Origin of the sequence: Streptomyces sp. NBC_01351 (assembly GCF_036237315.1) — a bacterium.
In the GTDB taxonomy this organism is placed as follows: domain Bacteria; phylum Actinomycetota; class Actinomycetes; order Streptomycetales; family Streptomycetaceae; genus Streptomyces.
Genome location: NZ_CP108356.1, coordinates 6132774 through 6152000, shown reverse-complemented (window position 1 = coordinate 6152000; position 19227 = coordinate 6132774). Strand labels below are relative to the sequence as shown.

General features: G+C 72.5%; 14 protein-coding genes. 4 read left to right on the top strand and 10 right to left on the bottom strand.

Annotation, left to right across the window (positions count from 1 at the left end; all coding sequences use genetic code 11):
• Positions 1–270: 270 nt before the first annotated feature.
• The 10 genes from OG625_RS28330 to rsmH all read right to left on the bottom strand — a co-directional run bounded on the left by OG625_RS28330 (position 271) and on the right by rsmH (position 13333).
• Complete coding sequence (locus OG625_RS28330; RefSeq protein ID WP_443067789.1) at positions 271–1137, bottom strand: cell division protein FtsQ/DivIB; 867 nt, start codon at positions 1135–1137, stop codon at positions 271–273.
• A gap of 16 nt (positions 1138–1153) precedes the next feature.
• Positions 1154–2248 carry an undecaprenyldiphospho-muramoylpentapeptide beta-N-acetylglucosaminyltransferase gene (gene murG / locus OG625_RS28325; RefSeq protein ID WP_329386626.1) on the bottom strand — a complete coding sequence of 365 codons (1095 nt, stop codon included), beginning with the start codon at positions 2246–2248 and terminating at the stop codon, positions 1154–1156.
• Positions 2249–2254: 6 nt separating this feature from the next.
• Positions 2255–3616: a putative lipid II flippase FtsW gene (gene ftsW / locus OG625_RS28320; RefSeq protein WP_329386624.1), complete on the bottom strand. Its 1362-nt coding sequence runs from the start codon at positions 3614–3616 to the stop codon at positions 2255–2257.
• Positions 3617–3686: 70 nt separating this feature from the next.
• The gene (gene murD / locus OG625_RS28315) at positions 3687–5312 is read right to left on the bottom strand and encodes a UDP-N-acetylmuramoyl-L-alanine--D-glutamate ligase (protein ID WP_443067788.1); all 1626 of its coding nucleotides are present in this window, start codon (positions 5310–5312) and stop codon (positions 3687–3689) included.
• A complete protein-coding gene (mraY, locus tag OG625_RS28310) occupies positions 5294–6364 on the bottom strand; it encodes a phospho-N-acetylmuramoyl-pentapeptide-transferase (protein ID WP_329386622.1) in 1071 nt (356 codons plus the stop codon). The genes murD and mraY overlap by 19 nt, the downstream gene beginning before the upstream one ends.
• Positions 6361–7785 carry a UDP-N-acetylmuramoyl-tripeptide--D-alanyl-D-alanine ligase gene (locus tag OG625_RS28305; RefSeq protein ID WP_329386620.1) on the bottom strand — a complete coding sequence of 475 codons (1425 nt, stop codon included), beginning with the start codon at positions 7783–7785 and terminating at the stop codon, positions 6361–6363. The genes mraY and OG625_RS28305 overlap by 4 nt, the downstream gene beginning before the upstream one ends.
• The gene (locus tag OG625_RS28300) at positions 7782–9488 is read right to left on the bottom strand and encodes a UDP-N-acetylmuramoyl-L-alanyl-D-glutamate--2,6-diaminopimelate ligase (protein WP_329386618.1); all 1707 of its coding nucleotides are present in this window, start codon (positions 9486–9488) and stop codon (positions 7782–7784) included. The genes OG625_RS28305 and OG625_RS28300 overlap by 4 nt, the downstream gene beginning before the upstream one ends.
• A 36-nt stretch (positions 9489–9524) precedes the next feature.
• On the bottom strand, positions 9525–11519 hold the full coding sequence (locus tag OG625_RS28295; RefSeq protein ID WP_329386616.1) for a peptidoglycan D,D-transpeptidase FtsI family protein: 1995 nt from the start codon (positions 11517–11519) through the stop codon (positions 9525–9527).
• Positions 11520–11798: 279 nt separating this feature from the next.
• Positions 11799–12365: a hypothetical protein gene (locus tag OG625_RS28290; RefSeq protein ID WP_329391026.1), complete on the bottom strand. Its 567-nt coding sequence runs from the start codon at positions 12363–12365 to the stop codon at positions 11799–11801.
• Positions 12366–12403: 38 nt separating this feature from the next.
• Entirely contained in the window at positions 12404–13333 is a 930-nt protein-coding gene (gene rsmH / locus OG625_RS28285; protein ID WP_443067910.1) for a 16S rRNA (cytosine(1402)-N(4))-methyltransferase RsmH, read from the bottom strand.
• A gap of 340 nt (positions 13334–13673) precedes the next feature.
• Between rsmH and OG625_RS28280 the strand changes: the two genes are divergently transcribed.
• From OG625_RS28280 to OG625_RS28265, 4 genes are all read left to right on the top strand, one after another.
• Positions 13674–14225, top strand: a complete 552-nt coding sequence (locus OG625_RS28280; RefSeq protein ID WP_329386612.1) for a beta-class carbonic anhydrase — start codon at positions 13674–13676, stop codon at positions 14223–14225.
• A 137-nt stretch (positions 14226–14362) separates the two neighbouring features.
• A complete protein-coding gene (locus tag OG625_RS28275) occupies positions 14363–15373 on the top strand; it encodes an AAA family ATPase (protein ID WP_329386610.1) in 1011 nt (336 codons plus the stop codon).
• The gene (locus OG625_RS28270) at positions 15373–16758 is read left to right on the top strand and encodes a DUF58 domain-containing protein (protein ID WP_329386608.1); all 1386 of its coding nucleotides are present in this window, start codon (positions 15373–15375) and stop codon (positions 16756–16758) included. The genes OG625_RS28275 and OG625_RS28270 overlap by 1 nt, the downstream gene beginning before the upstream one ends.
• Positions 16755–19172 (top strand): transglutaminase family protein, encoded by a 2418-nt coding sequence (locus OG625_RS28265; protein WP_329386606.1) that lies wholly within the window; start codon positions 16755–16757, stop codon positions 19170–19172. Before OG625_RS28270 ends, OG625_RS28265 begins: the two co-directional genes overlap by 4 nt.
• Positions 19173–19227: the final 55 nt, after the last annotated feature.

Below are 19227 nucleotides of genomic sequence, written 5' to 3'. Positions count from 1 at the left end.
GCCTCTCGCCTCGATTACGTGTCGTCGCCTCGCGGCCTGCGTTGCGACGACTGATGCCGAAATAGGGACGGTCCGAACGCGCCGACCCGAACCCTCACCCTGAAGTTTAGGGTTAGGGGTGTGTCTGTTCCTTGGACTCTTCCGAACAGGACACTAAGTCGACAAGTAGCGCGTGTTCAACGAACACGCCGAACCTCCCGTTTTTCTTTTCACCCTATGTGATCACCCGTATCGCTGGCCAACCAGGGTGCTCCGCTGTTCGACCGGGAGTCAACTCCCGGACACGGCAGGGGCGGTGGGGACGCTCACGTCGAAGTGACCGGCCTTGGGCGCGGCCTTCAACAGGGCTGTCAGCGCACGACCCTTCGCTTCGCTCTGTTCGCCGCTCCCCCACATCACCGTCCGCCCCCCGGTGAGCTCCAGTACGACCGAATCGTACGAACCCACCTTGACCTGCACGGTCGCCTTCGCGATCGGCTCCGGGAGGGCGCCCGCGACGAGCACGGCCTCGTGCAGCAGCCGTTCCTCGTCGAAGCGGCGGACGCTCGGGGAGGCCCCCGCGTTCAATTCGAGGACCGGAACACCGGCCGGCGCTTTCGGGATCGTGTCGAATCGCACACCCGAAGCGTCCACTTCCACGAAGTTGGCGTCCTTTTTGATGAGCAGGACGGGTTTGCGTTCCGTCACTTTCAGCCCGATTCCGTGCGGCCAGGCCCGTACCACGTCGACCGAATCGATGCGGGGCAGCCGGCCGCGGACCCGGTTCTCGATCTCGTCGGTGTCCACGCTCACCATGGGCGCGCCGACGGGCACCGCCGCGGCGGCGAGCACCTGTTCGGGGGTCAGCACCTCCGTGCCGGCGGCGGTGACCTTCTCGACGCGCAGCCAGGAGGACCCATAGAGCACCCAGGTGCCGCCCGCGGCGAGGAGCACCGCGGCGGCCAGGGAGGCCAGCACCACGGGGCCGCGGCGCGTACGCGCGCCGGGGCCCCGTGGGCCGACTCTCTTCTCCGACTTGGGTGGCTTACCGGATTTGGGCGCCTTGGGCGGCTTGGGTGGCTTGGGAGAGCCGGTGCCCTTGCGGGCGGACCGGTCAGAGCCCGGGTTGCCGCGCTGTGCGGTCGTCGCTCCGGCCACTCCTGTGCCTCCTGCCTCAGCGGCTCCTGTGCGCCGCGATCGCCTCGTACACCATTCCGACCAGCAGCTCGTCGGCGTCCCTGCGGCCGAACTCGCCGGCCGCGCGGGACATCTCGTACAGGCGGTGCGGGTCGGACAGCACCGGGAGGACCTGGCTGAGCACCCACTGGGGCGTCAGCTCCGCGTCGTCCACGAGCAGGCCGCCACCGGCCTTCACCACCGGCTGGGCGTTGAGCCGCTGTTCGCCGTTGCCGATCGGCAGCGGGACGTAGGCGGCGGGGAGCCCGACGGCGGAGAGTTCGGCGACGGTCATCGCACCCGCGCGGCACAGCATCATGTCGGCGGCGGCGTACGCGAGATCCATCCGGTCCACGTACGGTACCGGCACGTAGGGCGGCATCCCGGGCATGTTGTCGACACGCGGCAGTTCGTTCTTCGGCCCGACGGCGTGCAGGATCTGGATCCCGGAGCGCTGGAGGGTCGGAGCGACCTGCTGGATGACCTCGTTGAGGCGGCGGGCGCCCTGCGAGCCGCCGGAGACCAGCAGCGTCGGCAGGTTGGGGTCCAGGCCGAAGGCGGCGCGGGCCTCGGGGCGGACCGCGGCCCGGTCGAGGGTGGAGATGGACCGGCGCAGCGGGATGCCCACGTAGCGGGCGCCACGCAGCTTGCTGTCGGGCGTGGAGACCGCGACGGCGTGCGCGTACCGGGAGCCGATCTTGTTGGCCAGTCCCGGCCGGGCGTTGGCCTCGTGGACGATGATCGGCACCCCGAGCCGCTTGGCGGCGAGGTAGCCGGGCAGGGCCACGTAGCCGCCGAAGCCGACGACGCAGTCGGCCTTGGTGCGCAGGAGGATCTCCTCCGCGGCCTTGATGGTGCCGCGCAGCCGTCCGGGGACGGTGATCAGCTCGGGCGTGGGCTTGCGGGGCAGCGGTACGGCGGGGATCAGCCCCAGCTCGTAGCCGCGTTCCGGCACCAGGCGGGTCTCAAGTCCGCGCTCCGTGCCGAGGGCGGTGATGCCCACTGAAGGGTCCTGCCTGCGCAGGGCGTCCGCGAGGGCGAGCGCCGGCTCGATGTGGCCGGCGGTCCCCCCACCGGCGAGTACGACATGCACCGAAATTCACCGCTCTCCGGACGGACGCTTCTTGACGCGCCGTCTCATCGACTTCCATCTCACCCCGGTCCGCCGCCAGCCGGTCTTCGGCTGGCGCATCGCGAGGGCCGCGCGCGCTGCCGGCTCCTCCCGCGCGAAGGCGATGAGCAGTCCGACAGCGAACATGGTCGGCAGCAGGGCTGACCCTCCGTAGGAGAACAGCGGGAGCGGGACTCCGGCGATCGGCAGCAGGCCGAGCACCGCACCGATGTTGATCACGGCCTGGGCCGTGATCCAGGTGGTCACGCCTCCCGCGGCAAACCGTACGAAGGGGTCCTCCGTGCGTCCGGCCACGCGGATACCCGCATAGCCTAGAGCCGCGAACAGGGCGAGCACCGACAGCGTCCCCGCCAGACCCAGTTCCTCCCCGGTGATGGCGAAGATGAAGTCCGTGTGGGCTTCGGGTAGTTGCCCCCATTTTTCCACACTGGCACCCAGCCCGGAACCGAACCATCCGCCCGATGCGAGGGCGTAGATCCCGTGGACAGCCTGCCAGCAGAGGTCGTTCCTGCCGGGATCCGTCGCGCCGAGGCACTCCAGCCGGTCCATCCGGTGCGGGCTCGTCTTGATGAGCAGCGCGACGATCGCACCAGCGAAGAGCAGCACCCCCACGAAGAGCCTCGTCGGCGCCCCCGCCAGCCACAGGAGGCCGAAGAGGATCGCGCCGAGGATCATCGCGGTGCCCATGTCCCCGCCCAGCATGATCAGCCCGAGCAGCAGGAAGGCCACCGGGACCAGCGGCACCAGGAGGTGCTTCCACTGGCTGAGCAGCCCCTTGTCGCTCTTGCGCGCCAACAGGTCGGCGCCCCACAGGATCAGTGCCAGTTTGCCGAACTCACTGGGCTGCAACATGAACGGACCACCAAGGGAGATCCAATTCTGGTTGCCGTTGATGGCCACTCCTATCCCGGGGACCTGGACCAGGACCATCAGGAAGAGCGTGCCGGCGAGCACCGGATAGGACAGCGCCCGGTGGAGCTTCACGGGCATCCGGGAGGCGAGGAGCAGCAGTCCGGTGCCGATGAGGGCCGCCAGGAACTGCTTCTTGAAGAAGTAGGCGTCGCCCAGGCCGAGCTGGAGCGCCTTGATCATGGAGGCCGAGTAGACCATCACGAGGCCGAGCACGGTGATGAGCAGCGAGCTGCCGAAAATCAGGTAATACGCCGTGAGCGGTCGGTCCCACGCCTTGCGCAACTTCCGCTGCGTACGCCGGATCCCGGCCAGCGGCCCGCGCGCGGCGGGCCGCTTCGCGCTCACCACGGGGCGTTTGCGGCCCTGCGCCCTCACGGCGGAAGGCCGCCGCCCCGGCAGCATCTGCTTGGCCGGCATCTGTGTTCTTCCCCTCCACTCGTACGAGGCGAGCAGCCGGCCGGAGGGAACCGCTCCCGGAGCCCTCGGCCTAGGCCGTGTTCGCGGCGCTCTCCGCGGCCAGTTCGCGCACCGCGTCGGCGAACGCGTCCCCACGCTCGTTGTAGTTCGCGAACATGTCCATCGAGGCGCAGCCGGGCGCCAGCAGGACCGTGTCGCCGCGCTCGGCGAGCCGGGCCGCTTCCCGGACGGCTGCGAGCATCGCCCCAGTGTCGGTCCGGTCGAGGTCGACGACCGGGACCTCGGGGGCGTGTCGCGCCAACGCCTCGGCGATCAGCGCCCGGTCGGCGCCGATCAGCACCACGGCGCGCAGCCGCTTCGCGGCCTTCTGGACGAGCTCGTCGAAGGTCGCGCCCTTGGCGAGGCCGCCGGCGATCCAGACGACGGGCTCGAAGGACGCGAGGGAGGCCTCGGTGGCGTGCGTGTTGGTGGCCTTGGAGTCGTCGACGTACGTGACCCCGTCGACCTCGTCCACGTGCGCGACGCGGTGGGCGTCCGGGCGGAAGTCGCGCAGCCCGTCGCGGACCGCACGCGGCTCCACGCCGAAGGCGCGGGCCAGGGCCGCGGCGGCGAGCGCGTTGGCGATGTTGTGCGGGGCGGGCGGGTTGACGTCCTCGACGTGCGCGAGTTCCTGGGCGTTCTTCTGCCGGTTCTCGACGAAGGCGCGGTCGACGAGGATGCCGTCGACGACGCCGAGCATGGAGGGGCCGGGGGCGCCGAGGGTGAAGCCAATGGCCCGGCAGCCCTCCTCGACGTCGGCCTCCACGACCAGGTCCTCGGTGGCCTTGTCGGCGGCGTTGTAGACGCAGGCCACCGTGTTGCCCTCGTAGATCCGGCCCTTGTCGGCGGCGTACGCCTCCATGGAGCCGTGCCAGTCGAGGTGGTCGGGGGCCAGGTTGAGCACGGCCGCGGAGTGGACGCGCAGCGAGGGCGCCCAGTGCAGCTGATAGCTGGAGAGCTCGACGGCGAGCACGTCGTGCTCCTGCTCGCCGAGCACCACGTCGATGATGGGCGTCCCGATGTTCCCGACGGCCGCGGTCCGCAGCCCGGCGGCCTTCAGGATCGACGCCAGCATCTGCGTGGTGGTGGTCTTGCCGTTGGTGCCGGTGATGGCGAGCCACTCGGCTGCGCCGCGCACGGGCACCTCGGCGTAGCCGGCGGGCTCGGCCGCATCCGGCTCGGCGGCCTCGGCGGCGGAACCGCCCGCCGGGGCCGCGTCCGCGGCCGCTCGGGCGGCCCGGAGTTCGGCACCGGCCCCGCGCAGCCGCCAGGCGATCTCGACGTCGCCGACGACGTCGACGCCCGCCTCGGCGGCGGCGAGGAAGAGCGGGCTCTGCGGCGGCCAGCCGGGCGAGGTGACGACCAGTTCGGTGCCCTCGGGCAATACCTCGCCTGCGCGGGCGCCGCCCTCCAGGCGGCCGAGGCGGGTCTCGATGCCGAGCTCCGCGAGCTCCGCGGCGCGGGCCCGGTGCGCGTCGCCGTCGCCATTGTCGACGACGGTCACGACCGCGCCGAGCCGGGCCAGCGCCCGGGCGGCGCTGATGCCGCTGACGCCCAGGCCCGCCACGGTGATCCGGCCGGGCAGACCGAACCGGCCCAGGGCATCGGGGCCGAGCGCGCCGGCCAGATCGGTGGTGCTCACTTTTCGGCTGCCCATCCCGCGTAGAAGAGGCCGAGGCCCACGATCACGCACATGCCCTGGATGATCCAGAAGCGCACCACGACGAGGACTTCGGACCAGCCCTTGAGTTCGAAGTGGTGCTGCAGCGGTGCCATCCGGAAGACGCGCTTGCCGGTCAGCTTGAAGGAGCCGACCTGGATGACGACCGACATCGTGATGAGCACGAAAAGGCCGCCGAGCAGGGCGATCAGGAACTCCGTACGGGAGCAGATCGCGAGACCGGCGAGCGCGCCGCCGAGGGCCAGCGAACCGGTGTCGCCCATGAAGATCTTCGCGGGCGAGGTGTTCCACCACAGGAAGCCGAAGCAGGCGCCCATCAGGGCGGACGCGACGACCGCGAGGTCCAGGGGGTCGCGCACCTCGAAGCACGCGTTGGGGTTGGTCAGCGTGGCCGCGTTGGCGCAGGACTCCTGGAACTGCCAGACACCGATGAAGGTGTACGCGCCGAAGACCATCACCGCCGCGCCGGTGGCCAGGCCGTCGAGGCCGTCGGTCAGGTTCACGCCGTTCGACATCGCCAGGATCATGAACAGCGCCCAGACCACGAACAGCACCGGGCCGATCGACCAGCCGAAGTCCGTGACGAACGACAGCTTCATGGAGGCCGGGGTGAGCCCGCGCGAGTCCTTGAACTGGAGCGCGAGCACCGCGAAGGCGATGCCGACGATCAGCTGGCCGGACATCTTGGCCTTGGCCCGCAGGCCCAGCGAGCGCCGCTTGACGATCTTGATGTAGTCGTCCAGGTAGCCGACCACGCCCATGCCCGCCATCAGGAACAGGACGAGCAGACCCGAGAAGGTCGGCTCACTGCCCGTGATGACCTTCGTCAGGACGTAGGCGACGATCGTGGCCAGGATGAAGGAGATGCCGCCCATGGTGGGCGTGCCCTTCTTCCCGGCGTGGCCGCGCGGGCCGTCGTCCCGGATGAACTGGCCGTAGCCCTTGCGGGCCAGCAGCTTGATGAGCAGCGGGGTGCCTACGACCGTGAGGAACATGCCGATGACACCGGCGAACAGGATCTGCCTCATCGGTCGGCGACCTCGCCCTCGCGCTCCAGCAACGCCAGCGCGACCCGCTCCAGGCCGACCGACCTGGAAGCCTTCACCAGCACGACGTCACCTGGGCGCAGTTCACTGCGCAACAGGTCGACCGCCGCCTGCGCGTCGGACACGAGCACCGACTCCTCACCCCACGAACCCTCGTTATATGCGCCCAGTTGCAGCCAGGACGCTTCCCTGCCCCCGACTGCTACGAGCTTGCTCACGTTGAGCCGGACGGCAAGCCGTCCCACCGCGTCGTGCTCGGCCAGCGATGCGTCACCGAGTTCGGCCATGGGGCCGAGCACCGCCCACGTGCGTCCCCCGTTCGCCCTGGCGGAGCCGCCCATCGCGGCAAGTGCGCGCAGTGCGGCCCGCATGGACTCGGGATTCGCGTTGTAGGCGTCGTTGACGATCGTCACACCGTCCGCCCGCTCGGTGACCTCCATCCGCCACCGGGACAGCGTGCCCGCCCCCGAGAGCGCGGTGGCGATCTCTTCGACGGACATTCCCAGTACATGGGCTACGGCGGCCGCGGCGAGCGCGTTCGACACGTGGTGCTCACCGTACAGCCGCAAGGTCACATCACTGCACCCGGTCGGTGTGTGGAGTGTGAAGGAGGGCTGTCCCGCCGGCGTCATCCGCACCTCGGTGGCCCGCACTTCGGCGTCTTCGGCCTCGCCGAAGAGGACCGTACGGGCCTTCGTGCGGGTGGCCATCGGGCGCACCAGCGGGTCGTCGGCGTTGAGGACGGCGATGCCGCCCTCGGCCTCCGCCGGGAGGGCCTCGACCAGTTCGCCCTTGGCCTGGGCGATCTGCTCGCGGCCGCCGAACTCGCCGATGTGGGCGGTACCGACGTTGATGACGACGCCGATGCGGGGCGGGGTCAGGCCGGTGAGGTAGGCGATGTGGCCGATCCCGCGGGCCCCCATCTCCAGTACCAGGTGGCGGGTTTCCGCGGTGGCCTTGAGCGCGGTGAGCGGCAGGCCGATCTCGTTGTTGAGGGAGCCCGGTGTCCACACTGTGGGCGCGTGGGCCTGGAGGACCTGCGCGATGAGGTCCTTGGTGGAGGTCTTTCCGGCGGAGCCGGTCAGGGCCACCACGTCGGTGCCGAGCCGCTCGACGACGGCCCGGGCGAGGGCGCCGAGCGCCTTCTCCACGTCGGGGACGACGACGGCCGGCACACCGACCGGCCGGGCCGCGAGGACGGCCGCGGCTCCGGCGGCGACCGCGCGCTCGGCGTAGTCGTGGCCGTCGACGTGCTCGCCGTCGAAGGCGGCGAACAGGCTGCCGGCCTCCACCTGACGGGAGTCGATGACGACGGGCCCGCTGATCCGCACCGACGGATCCGGTATGTCGTGGGGTTGCCCGCCGGTGATGTCGGCGATCTCGGCGAGGGAAAGGGCGATCACTGGTTCACCTCGGCCTGTCGGCCATCTCGGCTGTGCACTGCTGCCTGGCGTTCGATCGCGGCGCGGAGCACCTCGCGGTCGTCGAAGGGGCGTACGACCCCCGCGGTCTCCTGGCCCTGCTCGTGGCCCTTCCCGGCCACCAGCACGGTGTCACCGGGCCCGGCGCGCGCGACGGCGGCGGCGATGGCCGCGGCCCGGTCGGCGTCGACGAGGACGGTGCCCCGCTCGGCGGGCGGTACGGACACGGCGCCCTCGAACATCGCGGCGAGGATCTTCAAGGGGTCCTCGGAGCGGGGGTTGTCCGAGGTCAGCACGGCCACGTCGGCGTACCGGGCGGCCGCGGCTCCCATCGGGGCGCGCTTGGTGGTGTCCCGGTCGCCGCCGCAGCCGAGGACGATGTGCAGCGTGCCGGTGGTGACCTCGCGCAGCGCCCGCAGCACCGACTCGACGGCGTCCGTCTTGTGGGCGTAGTCGACGACGGCCAGGTACGGCTGTCCCGCGTCCACCCGCTCCAGACGCCCGGGGACCCCGGGGACCGCGGCGACGCCGTCGGCGGCGGTCTGCGGGTCGAGGCCGGCGGCGGCGAGCGTGACGACGGCGGCGACGGTGTTCGCGACGTTGAACGGGCCGGGCAGCGGCGCGGTGGCCCGTACGCGCTGTCCTTCGGGGCCCAGCAGCGTCAGCGTGGAGCTCGCCGGACCGAAGACCACGTCCTCGGCGCGCCAGTCGGCGGCGGGGTCACCCGTCGCGGAGAAGGTGACGACCGGGACCGTCGCCTCCTTGGCGAGGCGGCGGCCGTACTCGTCGTCGAGGTTGACCACGCCCAGGCGGGCCCGGCGGGGGGTGAAGAGCCCCGCCTTCGCCTGGAAGTAGTCGTCCATGTCGGAGTGGAACTCCATGTGTTCCGGGCTCAGGTTGTTGAAGACGGCCACGTCGAAGACCGAGCCGTCGACGCGGCCGAGCACCAGGGCGTGGCTGGAGACCTCCATGGCCACGGCCTCGACCCCGCGTTCGCGCATGACCGCGAAGAGGGCCTGGAGGTCGGTGGCCTCGGGGGTGGTCCGCTCCGACTTGATGCGCTCGTCGCCGATGCGCATCTCGACGGTGCCGACGAGTCCGGTGCTGCGGCCCGCGGCGCGCAGCCCGCCCTCGACGAGGTACGCCGTGGTGGTCTTGCCGGAGGTGCCGGTGATGCCGATCTGCAGGAGGCCCTCGCCGGGGTGGCCGTAGATCGCGGCGGCGAGCTCGCCCATCCGGCCGCGCGGGTCGGCGACGGTCAGGACGGGCAGTCCGGTGGCGGCCGCGCGCGCCTCCCCCGCGGGGTCGGTCAGCACGGCGGCGGCGCCGAGGCCGGCCGCCTGGGCGGCGAAGTCGGCGCCGTGCGTCCTGGCGCCGGGCAGGGCCGCGTACAGGTCGCCGGGGCGGACCGCCCGGGAGTCGTGCGTGATGCCGGTGATCGCTGCGGCGGCCGGTTCCGGCAGCCCCAGCAGGGCGGCCAGCTCGCCGAGCTCGGTCGGTCGTACGGACTGGGGCCGCGGCGCTCCCGGCGGCGCTGCCGGGGCGTCCTTCTGAGTGTTTCTGGGCTGATCAGCGTGGGACACGGCGGTGAGCGTACCGGGCGCGGCGGGGCGCCCGCGAAGTGAGGGCCCGGCCTCCGCGCCGGCGGCCGACTGGTTCCCGGGTTTCGGGGTGATCGTTGTCACTGGTGGTGCCTCACGCTGTTCGGGCCGGGCTGCCGGTCACTGACCCGGCTTCGCAGCGGGCTGCGGGCCGGGTTCGTAGGTGACCGGGAGTCCGGCGGGGGCGGATCCGGTGGGGGCGACCTGGAGGGTCTTGAGGGCGAACTCCATGACCTTCTTGTAGATGGGTCCGCAGATCTGGCCGCCGAAGTAGCTGCCCTTGGTGGGGTTCTGGATGGCGCAGTAGACGGTGATCCGCGGGTTGTCGGCCGGGGCGAAACCGGCGAAGGAGGCGGTGTAGCCCTTGTAGCGGCCGGTGGCCGGATCCACCCGGTTGGAGGTGCCGGTCTTGCCGCCGACCCGGTAGCCGGGAATCTTCGCCTTGGTGCCGGTGCCCTCCTGGTCGTCGACCACGGATTCGAGCATCTCGGCGAGCGTCTTGGCGGTCTCCTGGCTGATCACCTGGTTCCGCTCGGGGGCCGGGGCCGGGGTGAACCGGCCGTCGGGGCCCCTGGTGCCGCGGACCAGGGTCGGCTCGATGCGGACACCGCCGTTGGCGATGGTCGAGTACACGGAGGCCGCCTGCATCGCGTTGAGGGACAGGCCCTGGCCGAAGGGGATCGTGTACTGCTGGGAGGTGGACCAGTCCTCGGGCTTGGCCAGGATGCCGCGGGACTCGCCGGGGTAGTTCAGCCCGGTGGGCTGCCCCATGCCGAACTTGGTCAGGTAGGAGTACAGGACCTTGTTGGCCTCGGGCTGGGTGGGGCCGAGCTGGCCGGTGGCCAGGATGGTGCCGATGTTGGAGGACTTGGCGAGGACCCCGTTGAGGGTCAGGTACCAGGTCGGGTGGTCGATGTCGTCCTCGAAGAGCCGGTCGCCGCGGTGCAGCCGGTTGGGGACCTCGACGTGGGTCTCGGGGGTGGCCTTCTTCTCCTCCAGCACCGCGGCCATCGACATCACCTTGGCGGTGGAGCCGGGCTCGTACACGTCCTGGAGGGCGGCGTTGCCCATGGCGGCCGAGCTGGCCTTGGACAGGTCGTTGGGGTCGAAGCCGGGGGCGTTGGCCATGGCCAGCACCTCGCCGGTGCGGGTGTCCTGGACGATGACGTAGCCGCGGTCGGCGCCGGACTTCTCGACCTGTTCGGCGATGGCGCTCTGCGCGGCCCACTGGATGTCGCGGTCGATGGTGAGCGCGATGTCCTCGCCGGGCACGGCGGGCTTCTCGTCGGAGCCGGCGGTGGGGACCTTGCGGCCGCCGGACTGGGCGTAGGTGATCTCCCCGTCCTTGCCGGCCAGCTTCTTGTCGAGGGAGGACTCCAGCCCGCCCGCGCCCTTGCCCTCGGCGTTGACGTAGCCCAGTATCCCGGCGGCGAGGTCGCCGTTCGGGTACACGCGCTTGCTGCTGTCCTCCTTGAAGACGCCCGCCAGGACGTTGGCGCCGGGGCCGTTGTTCTTCTTGTCGGCCGCCGCCTTCTCCGCGAAGACCCGCTTGAGGTCCTTGATCTGGTTCCAGACCTGGGGGGTCTGGCGGTGGGCCAGGATCACGTAGCGGGAGTTCTTGGTCTGCAGCTTGGCGGTGAGCTTCTTGGCGTCCTGCCCGAGGATGGGCGCGAGGAGGGCGGCGGCCTGCTCGGGGGCGTCCGGGGCCTTGCTGTCCTGCGGGGTGAACATCTTCGGGTCGGCGGTGATGTCGTACGCGTCGACGCTGGTGGCCAGGGCCACGCCCTTGCGGTCGGTGATCTCTCCGCGTTCGGCGGCCAGCTTGACGCTGGTGTAGCGGTTCTTGGAGGCCTCCGCGGAGAAGGTGGCGGCGTCGACGGCCTGCACCTGGAGCAGGCGGACCACGAAGGCGACCATGACGAGGGTCAGACCGACGCTGACGAGGCGCAGCCGGGGGCGGGGGCTGCCGAGCCGGATGGTGTGGGGTTTGCGCTGCGCGGCCGGGCGCCGGGTCGCCGGGCGCGACCCCGCCGGCCGTGCGGTGGCCCGGGCCCCCGGCCGTGGCCTGCCCGGCCCGGGCACCCGCCGCCGCGGCGGCTCCCCTGCGGGGCTCACCGGGTCACCGCCCTGGGGCTCCGCCCCAGACCCCGCTCCTCAAACGCCGGAGGGGCTGGATTTTGGCCGGCTTCAGCCTGCACGTGCGCGCAGCGCGGCGGGCTGGATTGCCCGGAGGGCAATTTCAGCCCCTCCGGCGTTTGAGGAGCGGGGGTCCGGGGGCGGAGCCCCCGGGGGCGGGTCCGGGCGGAGTCCGGGGAACGGAGGAAGGGCGGGGCGGGGTAAGGCCCCGTTGGGGGTACCCCCAGCGGTAGCTGGGGGAGGGTCCGCGTCACGGCGTCACCTTCCAGGAGTGGGCTGGGGCGCGGGGGAGGATCCCCCGGGGGTCTGGCTCGGGGCCGCGGCGGCGGAGGGAGGCGGCGAGGACGGGGCGTCGGCGGCCGGCGACGGCGCGTGCAAGTCGGCCGCGGAGGCCGGCGGCGGGGCCGAAGCCGCCGGCGGCGGGGCCGAAGCCGCCGGCGGCGGAGGAGACGGCGCCGGCGGGGGCTCCGCTTTGGCCGCCGTGCCGGTGACCTTGCCGTCCGGGCCGATGAAGACCGGGCTGCCGCCCGGGACCAGCCCCAGCTCCTGCGCCCGCCGCTGCAGCGCGCCCGGCGCCGAGTACGCGTCCACGTCCCGCTGGAGCGCCTGCTCCTCGTCCGTGAGGGCGGTGGTCTCCTTCTTCAGCTTGGTCAGCTGGAAGGAGCCCTCGTTCAGCGCGGAGTTCAGGAGCAGCAGGCTGATCAGGCCACCGCCGAGCAGGGCCACGACCAGCAGCACGAACGGGGTCCGCGCCGCCTGTCCGCCGGATCGGGGGCGGGGGCGCGCGGGGCGGACGGGCCGCCCGCCGAGCGCCCGGCGCGTCAGCGTGGAGAACCTCCCCGGTCCGGTCCCGGCGGCCTTGGTCACAGTCGCGCCTCCCGGATGCGTTCGACCCCGCGGAACCTGGCCGGGGCGGCCCGCCGGTTCTCGGCGATCTCCTCCTCCGTCGGCAGCTCCGCCCCGCGCGTCAGCAGCTTCAGCTTCGGCTGGTACTTCTCCGGCACCACCGGCAGCCCGGGCGGGGCCGTGGAGGTGGCGCCCGCCGCGAAGACCTGCTTGACCAGGCGGTCCTCCAGCGAGTGGTACGAGAGCACCGCGATCCGGCCGCCGACCGCGATCCGGTCCACCGCCGCCGGAATGGCCCGCTCCAGGCCCGACAGCTCGCCGTTGACCTCGATGCGCAGGGCCTGGAAGGTCCGCTTAGCGGGGTTGCCGCCGGTCCGCTTCGCCGCCTGCGGCAGGGAGTCGCGGATCAGCTCCACCAGCCGGGCGCTGTTGGTGAAGGGCTCCTTCTCCCGCTCCCGGACGACCGCGGACACGATCCGCTTGGCCTGCTTCTCCTCGCCGTACTGGCGCAGGATCCGTACGAGCTCGCCCGGCGCGTAGCTGTTGAGGACCTCGGCCGCGCTGATGCCCGTCGTCTGGTCCATCCGCATGTCCAGCGGGGCGTCCTGCGCGTACGCGAACCCCCGGTCGGCCTCGTCGAGCTGCATGGACGAGACGCCGAGGTCGAAGAGGATGCCCTGGACGGTCGGGATCCGCAGACCGTCGAGGACCTCGGCCAGGTCGGCGTAGATCGCGTGGACGAGGGTGGCCCGGTCACCGAAGGGCGCGAGGCGTTCGCCGGAGAGCCGCAGGGCCTCCTTGTCGCGGTCGAGGCCGATCAGGTGGACCCCGGGGAACCGGGTCAGCAGGGCCTCGCTGTGGCCGCCGAGGCCGAGGGTGCAGTCGACGACGACGGCCCCGGGCCTCTCCAGCGCCGGGGCCAACAGGTCCAGGCACCGCTGGAGCATCACCGGGACATGTCGGGACTCGCTAGTCAAAGCGCCCTCTCAGATAACGGCGCGGCAGGCATACGCCGCGCCGCGCACGCGGAGTGTTACCAGGGGGCCGGGCGGCCGGTCAGGGCCGGGCCCCGGCCGGTTCGCGCCACTTTAGTGCAACGGTCGCCGCGGTCAACGAACCGCCCCGGTACGGTGTGCCCCTCTCGCGATGAAGCGGCAAAAGCCGCGAATCACCCGTACGGCCTCCCCCGTCTCACCCCTGTGGATTAGCTCACAACCAACCCGGTTGACCTGACTTGTCCGCCCTCACCCAATGCCTGCACAAGCTGTGACCACTAACGTCGTATCCATGACGACTTCCGCATCCGTGCCCGCCGGGTCCGCACACAAGACTTCCGGCGGCGGCACCGTCACCGACCGACTGGTCGCGGCGAACCGTGCCTACGCGTCGGGCTTCGCCGATCCCGGCATGGACGCACGCCCCGTGCTCCAGGTGGCGATCGTCGCCTGTATGGACGCCCGGCTCGACCTGCACGCCGCCCTCGGCCTGGAACTCGGCGACTGTCACACGATCCGCAACGCGGGCGGGGTCGTCACCGACGACACCATCCGCTCCCTCACCATCAGCCAGCGGGCCCTCGGCACCCGCTCGGTCATCCTCATCCACCACACCGGATGCGGTCTCGAAAGTCTGACCGAGGACTTCCGGCACGAGCTGGAGGACGAGGTCGGCCAGCGCCCCGCCTGGGCGGTCGAAGCCTTCCGGGACGTGGACCAGGACGTCCGCCAGTCCATGCAGCGGGTTCGGACGAACCCCTTCCTGCCCCACCGCGACGATGTGCGAGGCTTCGTCTTCGACGTGCACACCGGACTCCTGCGGGAGATCGATCCCAGCTCTTGAGTGACACAAGGCCTTAACGCCGTCAAGAATGCGGGGAGACGCCACCCGGGACCCCCCGGGCCGGTGTCCGTGTTTCTGGGGTGGGCCGGTGAAGCGCCAAGGGCGTCGGCCCTGGAATTTGGGCCGAGGAGTACCACGTGACGACGTATGACGACCGAGCGACCCTCGCTGATCTGACGAGCACGGCGGAGCGGGTGCGCCGCTCCGTCGAGAGCGTGATCGAGGGGAAGCCGGAGGTCGTTCGCCTCGCGCTGACCGTCCTCCTCGCCGAGGGGCACCTGCTGATCGAGGACGTCCCGGGCGTCGGCAAGACGATGCTCGCGAAGACCCTCGCCAAGTCCATCGACTGCTCGGTCCAGCGCATCCAGTTCACGCCGGACCTGCTGCCCTCCGACATCACCGGTGTCAGCATCTACGACCAGCAGCGCCGCGAGTTCGAGTTCAAGCCCGGCGCGATCTTCGCGCAGATCGTCATCGGCGACGAAATCAACCGCGCCTCCCCCAAGACCCAGTCCGCGCTGCTGGAGTCGATGGAGGAACGCCAGGTCACCATCGACGGCACCACCTACGCGCTGCCGAGCCCCTTCATGGTCGTCGCCACCCAGAACCCGGTGGAGATGGAGGGCACCTACCCGCTGCCCGAGGCCCAGCGCGACCGCTTCATGGCCCGCGTCTCCGTCGGCTACCCCTCCCCCGACGCCGAGCTCCAGATGCTCGACGTGCACGGCGGGCTCTCCCCGCTCGACGACCTGACGGCCGTCGCGCACGCCCACGAGATCGTCAAGCTCATCGAGGCCGTCCGCGAGGTGTACGTCGCCGAGCCCGTCAAGCGGTACGTCGTCGGCCTGGTCTCCGCCACCCGCAGCCACCCGGACCTGCGCCTGGGTGCCTCGCCCCGCGCCACCCTGCACCTGCTGCGCGCCGTGAAGGCCTCCGCCGCGCTCGCCGGCCGGGACTACGTCCTGCCCGACGACGTGCAGGCGCTCGCCGCCCCCGTCCTCGCGCACCGCCTGCTGCCCACCGCGCAGGCCCAGCTGAACCGGCGCACCGCCGAGCAGGTCGTCGCCGACATCCTGCAGCGCACCCCCGTGCCGGCCGCGCACGCCGGCGGCGAGATGCCGCCCGGCGCGGGCATCCGGAGCTTCTGATGAGCGCCGGTGCCCCCCGCGGCGCCGGCGGCCCGGACCGCGGCGGCGTCGGCGGGCTGCGCGCCTCCCTGTCCGGTCTGACCACCCGCGGCCGTTCCTTCCTCGCGGCCGGGATCGCCGCCGCCGTGTGCGCGTACGTCCTGGGCCAGGGCGAGCTCCTGCGGGTCGGACTGCTCCTCGCCGCCCTGCCGCTGATCTGCGTCATCGCCCTGCACCGCACCCGCCACCGGGTCTCCGGCAGCCGCCGGCTGACCCCGGGGCGGGTGGCCGCGGGCGCCGAGGCCCGGGTGCAGCTGCGCATGGACAACGTCTCCCGCATGCCCACCGGACTGCTGATGCTCCAGGACCGCGTGCCGTACGTACTGGGCCCGCGCCCGCGGTTCGTGCTGGACCGGGTGGAGCCCGGCGGCCGCCGCGAGGTCTCCTACCGGGTCCGCTCCGACCTGCGCGGCCGCTACCCGCTGGGCCCGCTCCAGCTGCGCCTGACCGACCCCTTCGGGCTGGTCGAGCTGACCCGCTCGTTCAGCTCGTACGACACCCTCACCGTCATCCCCCGCACCGAGGCCCTGCCGCCGGTCCGGCTGGCGGGCGACTCCTCCGGCTACGGCGACGGCAGCCGCCGCTCGCTGGCCCTGGCCGGCGACGACGACGTGATCCCGCGCACCTACCGGCGCGGCGACGACCTGCGCCGGGTGCACTGGCGCTCCACCGCCCGCTACGGCGAGCTGATGGTGCGCCGCGAGGAGCAGCCGCAGCGCAGCCGGGCCACCGTCCTGCTGGATACCCGGGACATCGCCTTCGAGGGCGCCGGCCCCGACTCCGCCTTCGAGTGGGCCGTCTCCGGAGCCGCCTCCACCCTGGTGCACCTGCTGGAACAGGGCTTCTCGGTGCGGCTGCTCACGGACACCGGGAACTCGGTGCCCGGCGAGGGCGGCGGAGGCTTCTCCTCCGGCGGCCAGGAATCCGCGGAGGCCGCCGGACTGATGATGGACACCCTCGCGGTCATCGGGCACTCCGACGGCGCGGGGATCTCCCGGGCCTACGACGCGGTGCGCGGCGCCGTCGACGGCGGCGGTTTCGGCGGAGCCGGCGGTGACGGGCTCCTCATCGCCTTCTTCGGGGACCTGGACGACGTACAGACCGAGCTGGCGGCCAAGATGCGCCAGCGTGCCGGGGGCGCGGTGGCCTTCGTACTGGACTCGGCGACCTGGACCGGGGAGTCCGCGCCGCGTCAGGACCTGCCCCCGCTGGAGGAGCGGCTGCACAGACTGCGGGAAGCGGGCTGGACGGCGGTGGCCGCCCCGCCCGGGGTGGCCTTCGGCGAACTGTGGCGACAGGCCGGGGCCGCTCCGCTCGGCACGGGAACCTCCGGAGGACGCGGATGAGCGGGCGCGCGAGACTGACGCTGTTCGCGGCACTGGCGACGCTGCTCACCTCGTGGGCGCTGACCCCGCTGGTGCAGTCGGCGGGCTGGCTGATCCAGGCGGCGCTGCTGCTGGCCGTGCAGAGCGCGGTGGGGGCGGGCGCCCGGCGGGTGCCGCTGGCCCGGTCGCTGACCGTGGCCGCGCAGGCCCTGGTGTCGCTGGTCCTGCTCGCGTTCCTCTTCCTGGGCAAGGGCGAGTCGACCGGGGAGGGGCCGCTGGCCTACCTGGTCACGGACTTCGGGGCGCTGTTCCAGCGGGGCGTGCAGGACGTGAGCGAGTTCGCGATCCCGGCGCCGCTGACGGACGGCATCCGGCTGCTGCTGTTGTCCGGGGTGCTGCTCATCGGGCTGCTCGTGGACGCGCTGGCGGTGACCGCGCGGACCGCTGCGGCGGCCGGGCTGCCGCTGCTCGCGCTGTACTCGGTGGCCGCGGGCCTGTCGGGCGGCGGGAAGGCCTCCTGGTTCTCCTTCCTGCTGGCGGGCTGCGGCTACCTGATGATGCTGCTGGCCGAGGGCCGCGACCGGCTCGCCCAGTGGGGCCGGGTCTTCGGCGGTGCCCCGCGCGACCGGGTCTCGGCCGCCTCCGGCCTGGGCGGCGGTACGGGCGGTCACGCGACGGCCCCGGTGCGGACCGGGCGGCGGATCGGCGCGGTGGCGCTGGGCATCGCGCTGGCGGTGCCGGCGGCGCTGCCCGCGCTCGGCGGCGGACTGCTGGGCGCGCAGGCCGGCGAGGAGGGCGGCGGCAGCGGGGCGGGCGGGACCATCTCGGCCGTCAACCCGCTGGTGTCCCTGCAGAGCAGCCTGAACGCGCAGGACAACCGGGTGGTCCTGAAGTACCGCACGGACAATCCGCAGCAGGGCGACCAGTACCTGCGGATCCTGGCGCTGGACGAGTTCAACGGGGTCAAGTGGGAGGCCTCCGGGCGGTCGCTGACCGACGTCCCGGCGCAGCTGCCGACGCCTCCCGGGCTCAGCCCGGCGGTCCGGGCCGGCGCGATCGAGGTGATTACCAGCGTCTCCGCGGCGAACAGCTACACCCAGCGCTACCTGCCGATGCCGTACCCGGCGACGCAGGTGGACATCGGCGGGAAGTGGCGGTTCGAGCCGGAGGGCCGGACCCTGGTCGGGGACCAGCTGGGCCGGGACAAGTTCCAGAACGTCCAGGGCGCGAAGTACACCGTGGGGAGCCTGCTGCTGAAGCCGACGGCGCAGCAGCTGTCCAGGGCCCCGGAACCGGACCCGGCGATCCGGGCCGAGTACACGAAGCTGCCGGACAACCTGCCGCCGGTGGTCGCCGAGACGGCCCGCCAGGTGACGCAGGGCTCGAAGGACAACTACACGCGGGCGGTCAAGCTCCAGGACTACTTCGCGGTGACCGGCGGCTTCCGCTACAACACGAGGACCGCTTCGGGCACGGGATCGGACGCGGTGGCGCGGTTCCTCGCCGCGAAGGAGGGCTTCTGCGTCCACTTCGCCTTCTCGATGGCCGCGATGTCCCGTTCGCTGGGGATCCCGGCGCGGGTGGCGGTGGGCTTTACCCCGGGTGAGAAGCAGGCCGACGGCAGCGTGAACGTCTCGATGCGGGACGCGCACGCCTGGCCGGAGCTGTACTTCCAGGGCGTGGGCTGGACCCGGTTCGAGCCGACGCCGCGGTCGGGCCTCACCGTGCCGGACTACTCCCGGCCGCAGGCTCAGGCACCCCAGCCGTCGGCTCCGGCGCCGCTGCCCTCGCAGAGCGCCCCGGCGCCTTCGGCCGCGCCGTCGACGGCCGACGACTGCCCGCCGGAGCTGAAGAGGCTCGGCGAGTGCGGTGCGGCCGCGCCGGCGCCGGGCTCCTCCGGTGGCGGTTGGCCCTCGGCGGGAACGCTGGCGGTCTGGGCGGTGGCCGTGCTGGTGGTGCTGGGCCTGCCGCTGCTGCCGCTGCTGTGGCGGACCCGGGCGCGGGCGCGTCGGCTGGGATCGGGCGAGGTCCTGGCGGCCTGGCGGGAGCTGGGTGACGCGGCCTGGGACGTGGGCGTGGCCCCGGACGGGGCGCTGTCCCCGCGCCGGGCCGCCGCGCGGGTGGCCGACCTGGGCGGGCTGGACGCGGAGGCTTCCGCCGCCGTGCACCGGGTGGCGGGCGCGGTGGAACGGTCCCTGTACGCGCCCCCGGGCGCGGAGGTCTCGTACCCGGAGCTGGCTTCGGACGTCCTGCTGGCCCGCGCGGGCCTGCTGTCCGCGGTGTCCCGCGGGGCGCGGCTGCGCGCGCTGCTGGCCCCGCGCTCGGCGGCCCGTCTCTCCTGGGCGGCGTCGAAGCGCTGGTCCGCCGCGGCCTCTGCGGTATCGGCCCGCCTGGCCGCGCTCCGGCTCCGGCTGCCCCTGCGCGGCCGCGGCTGACGGGGGGCGGGGCCCTGCGGGGCCTTCCCCCACCCCGCCCCTTCCCGAAACTGTG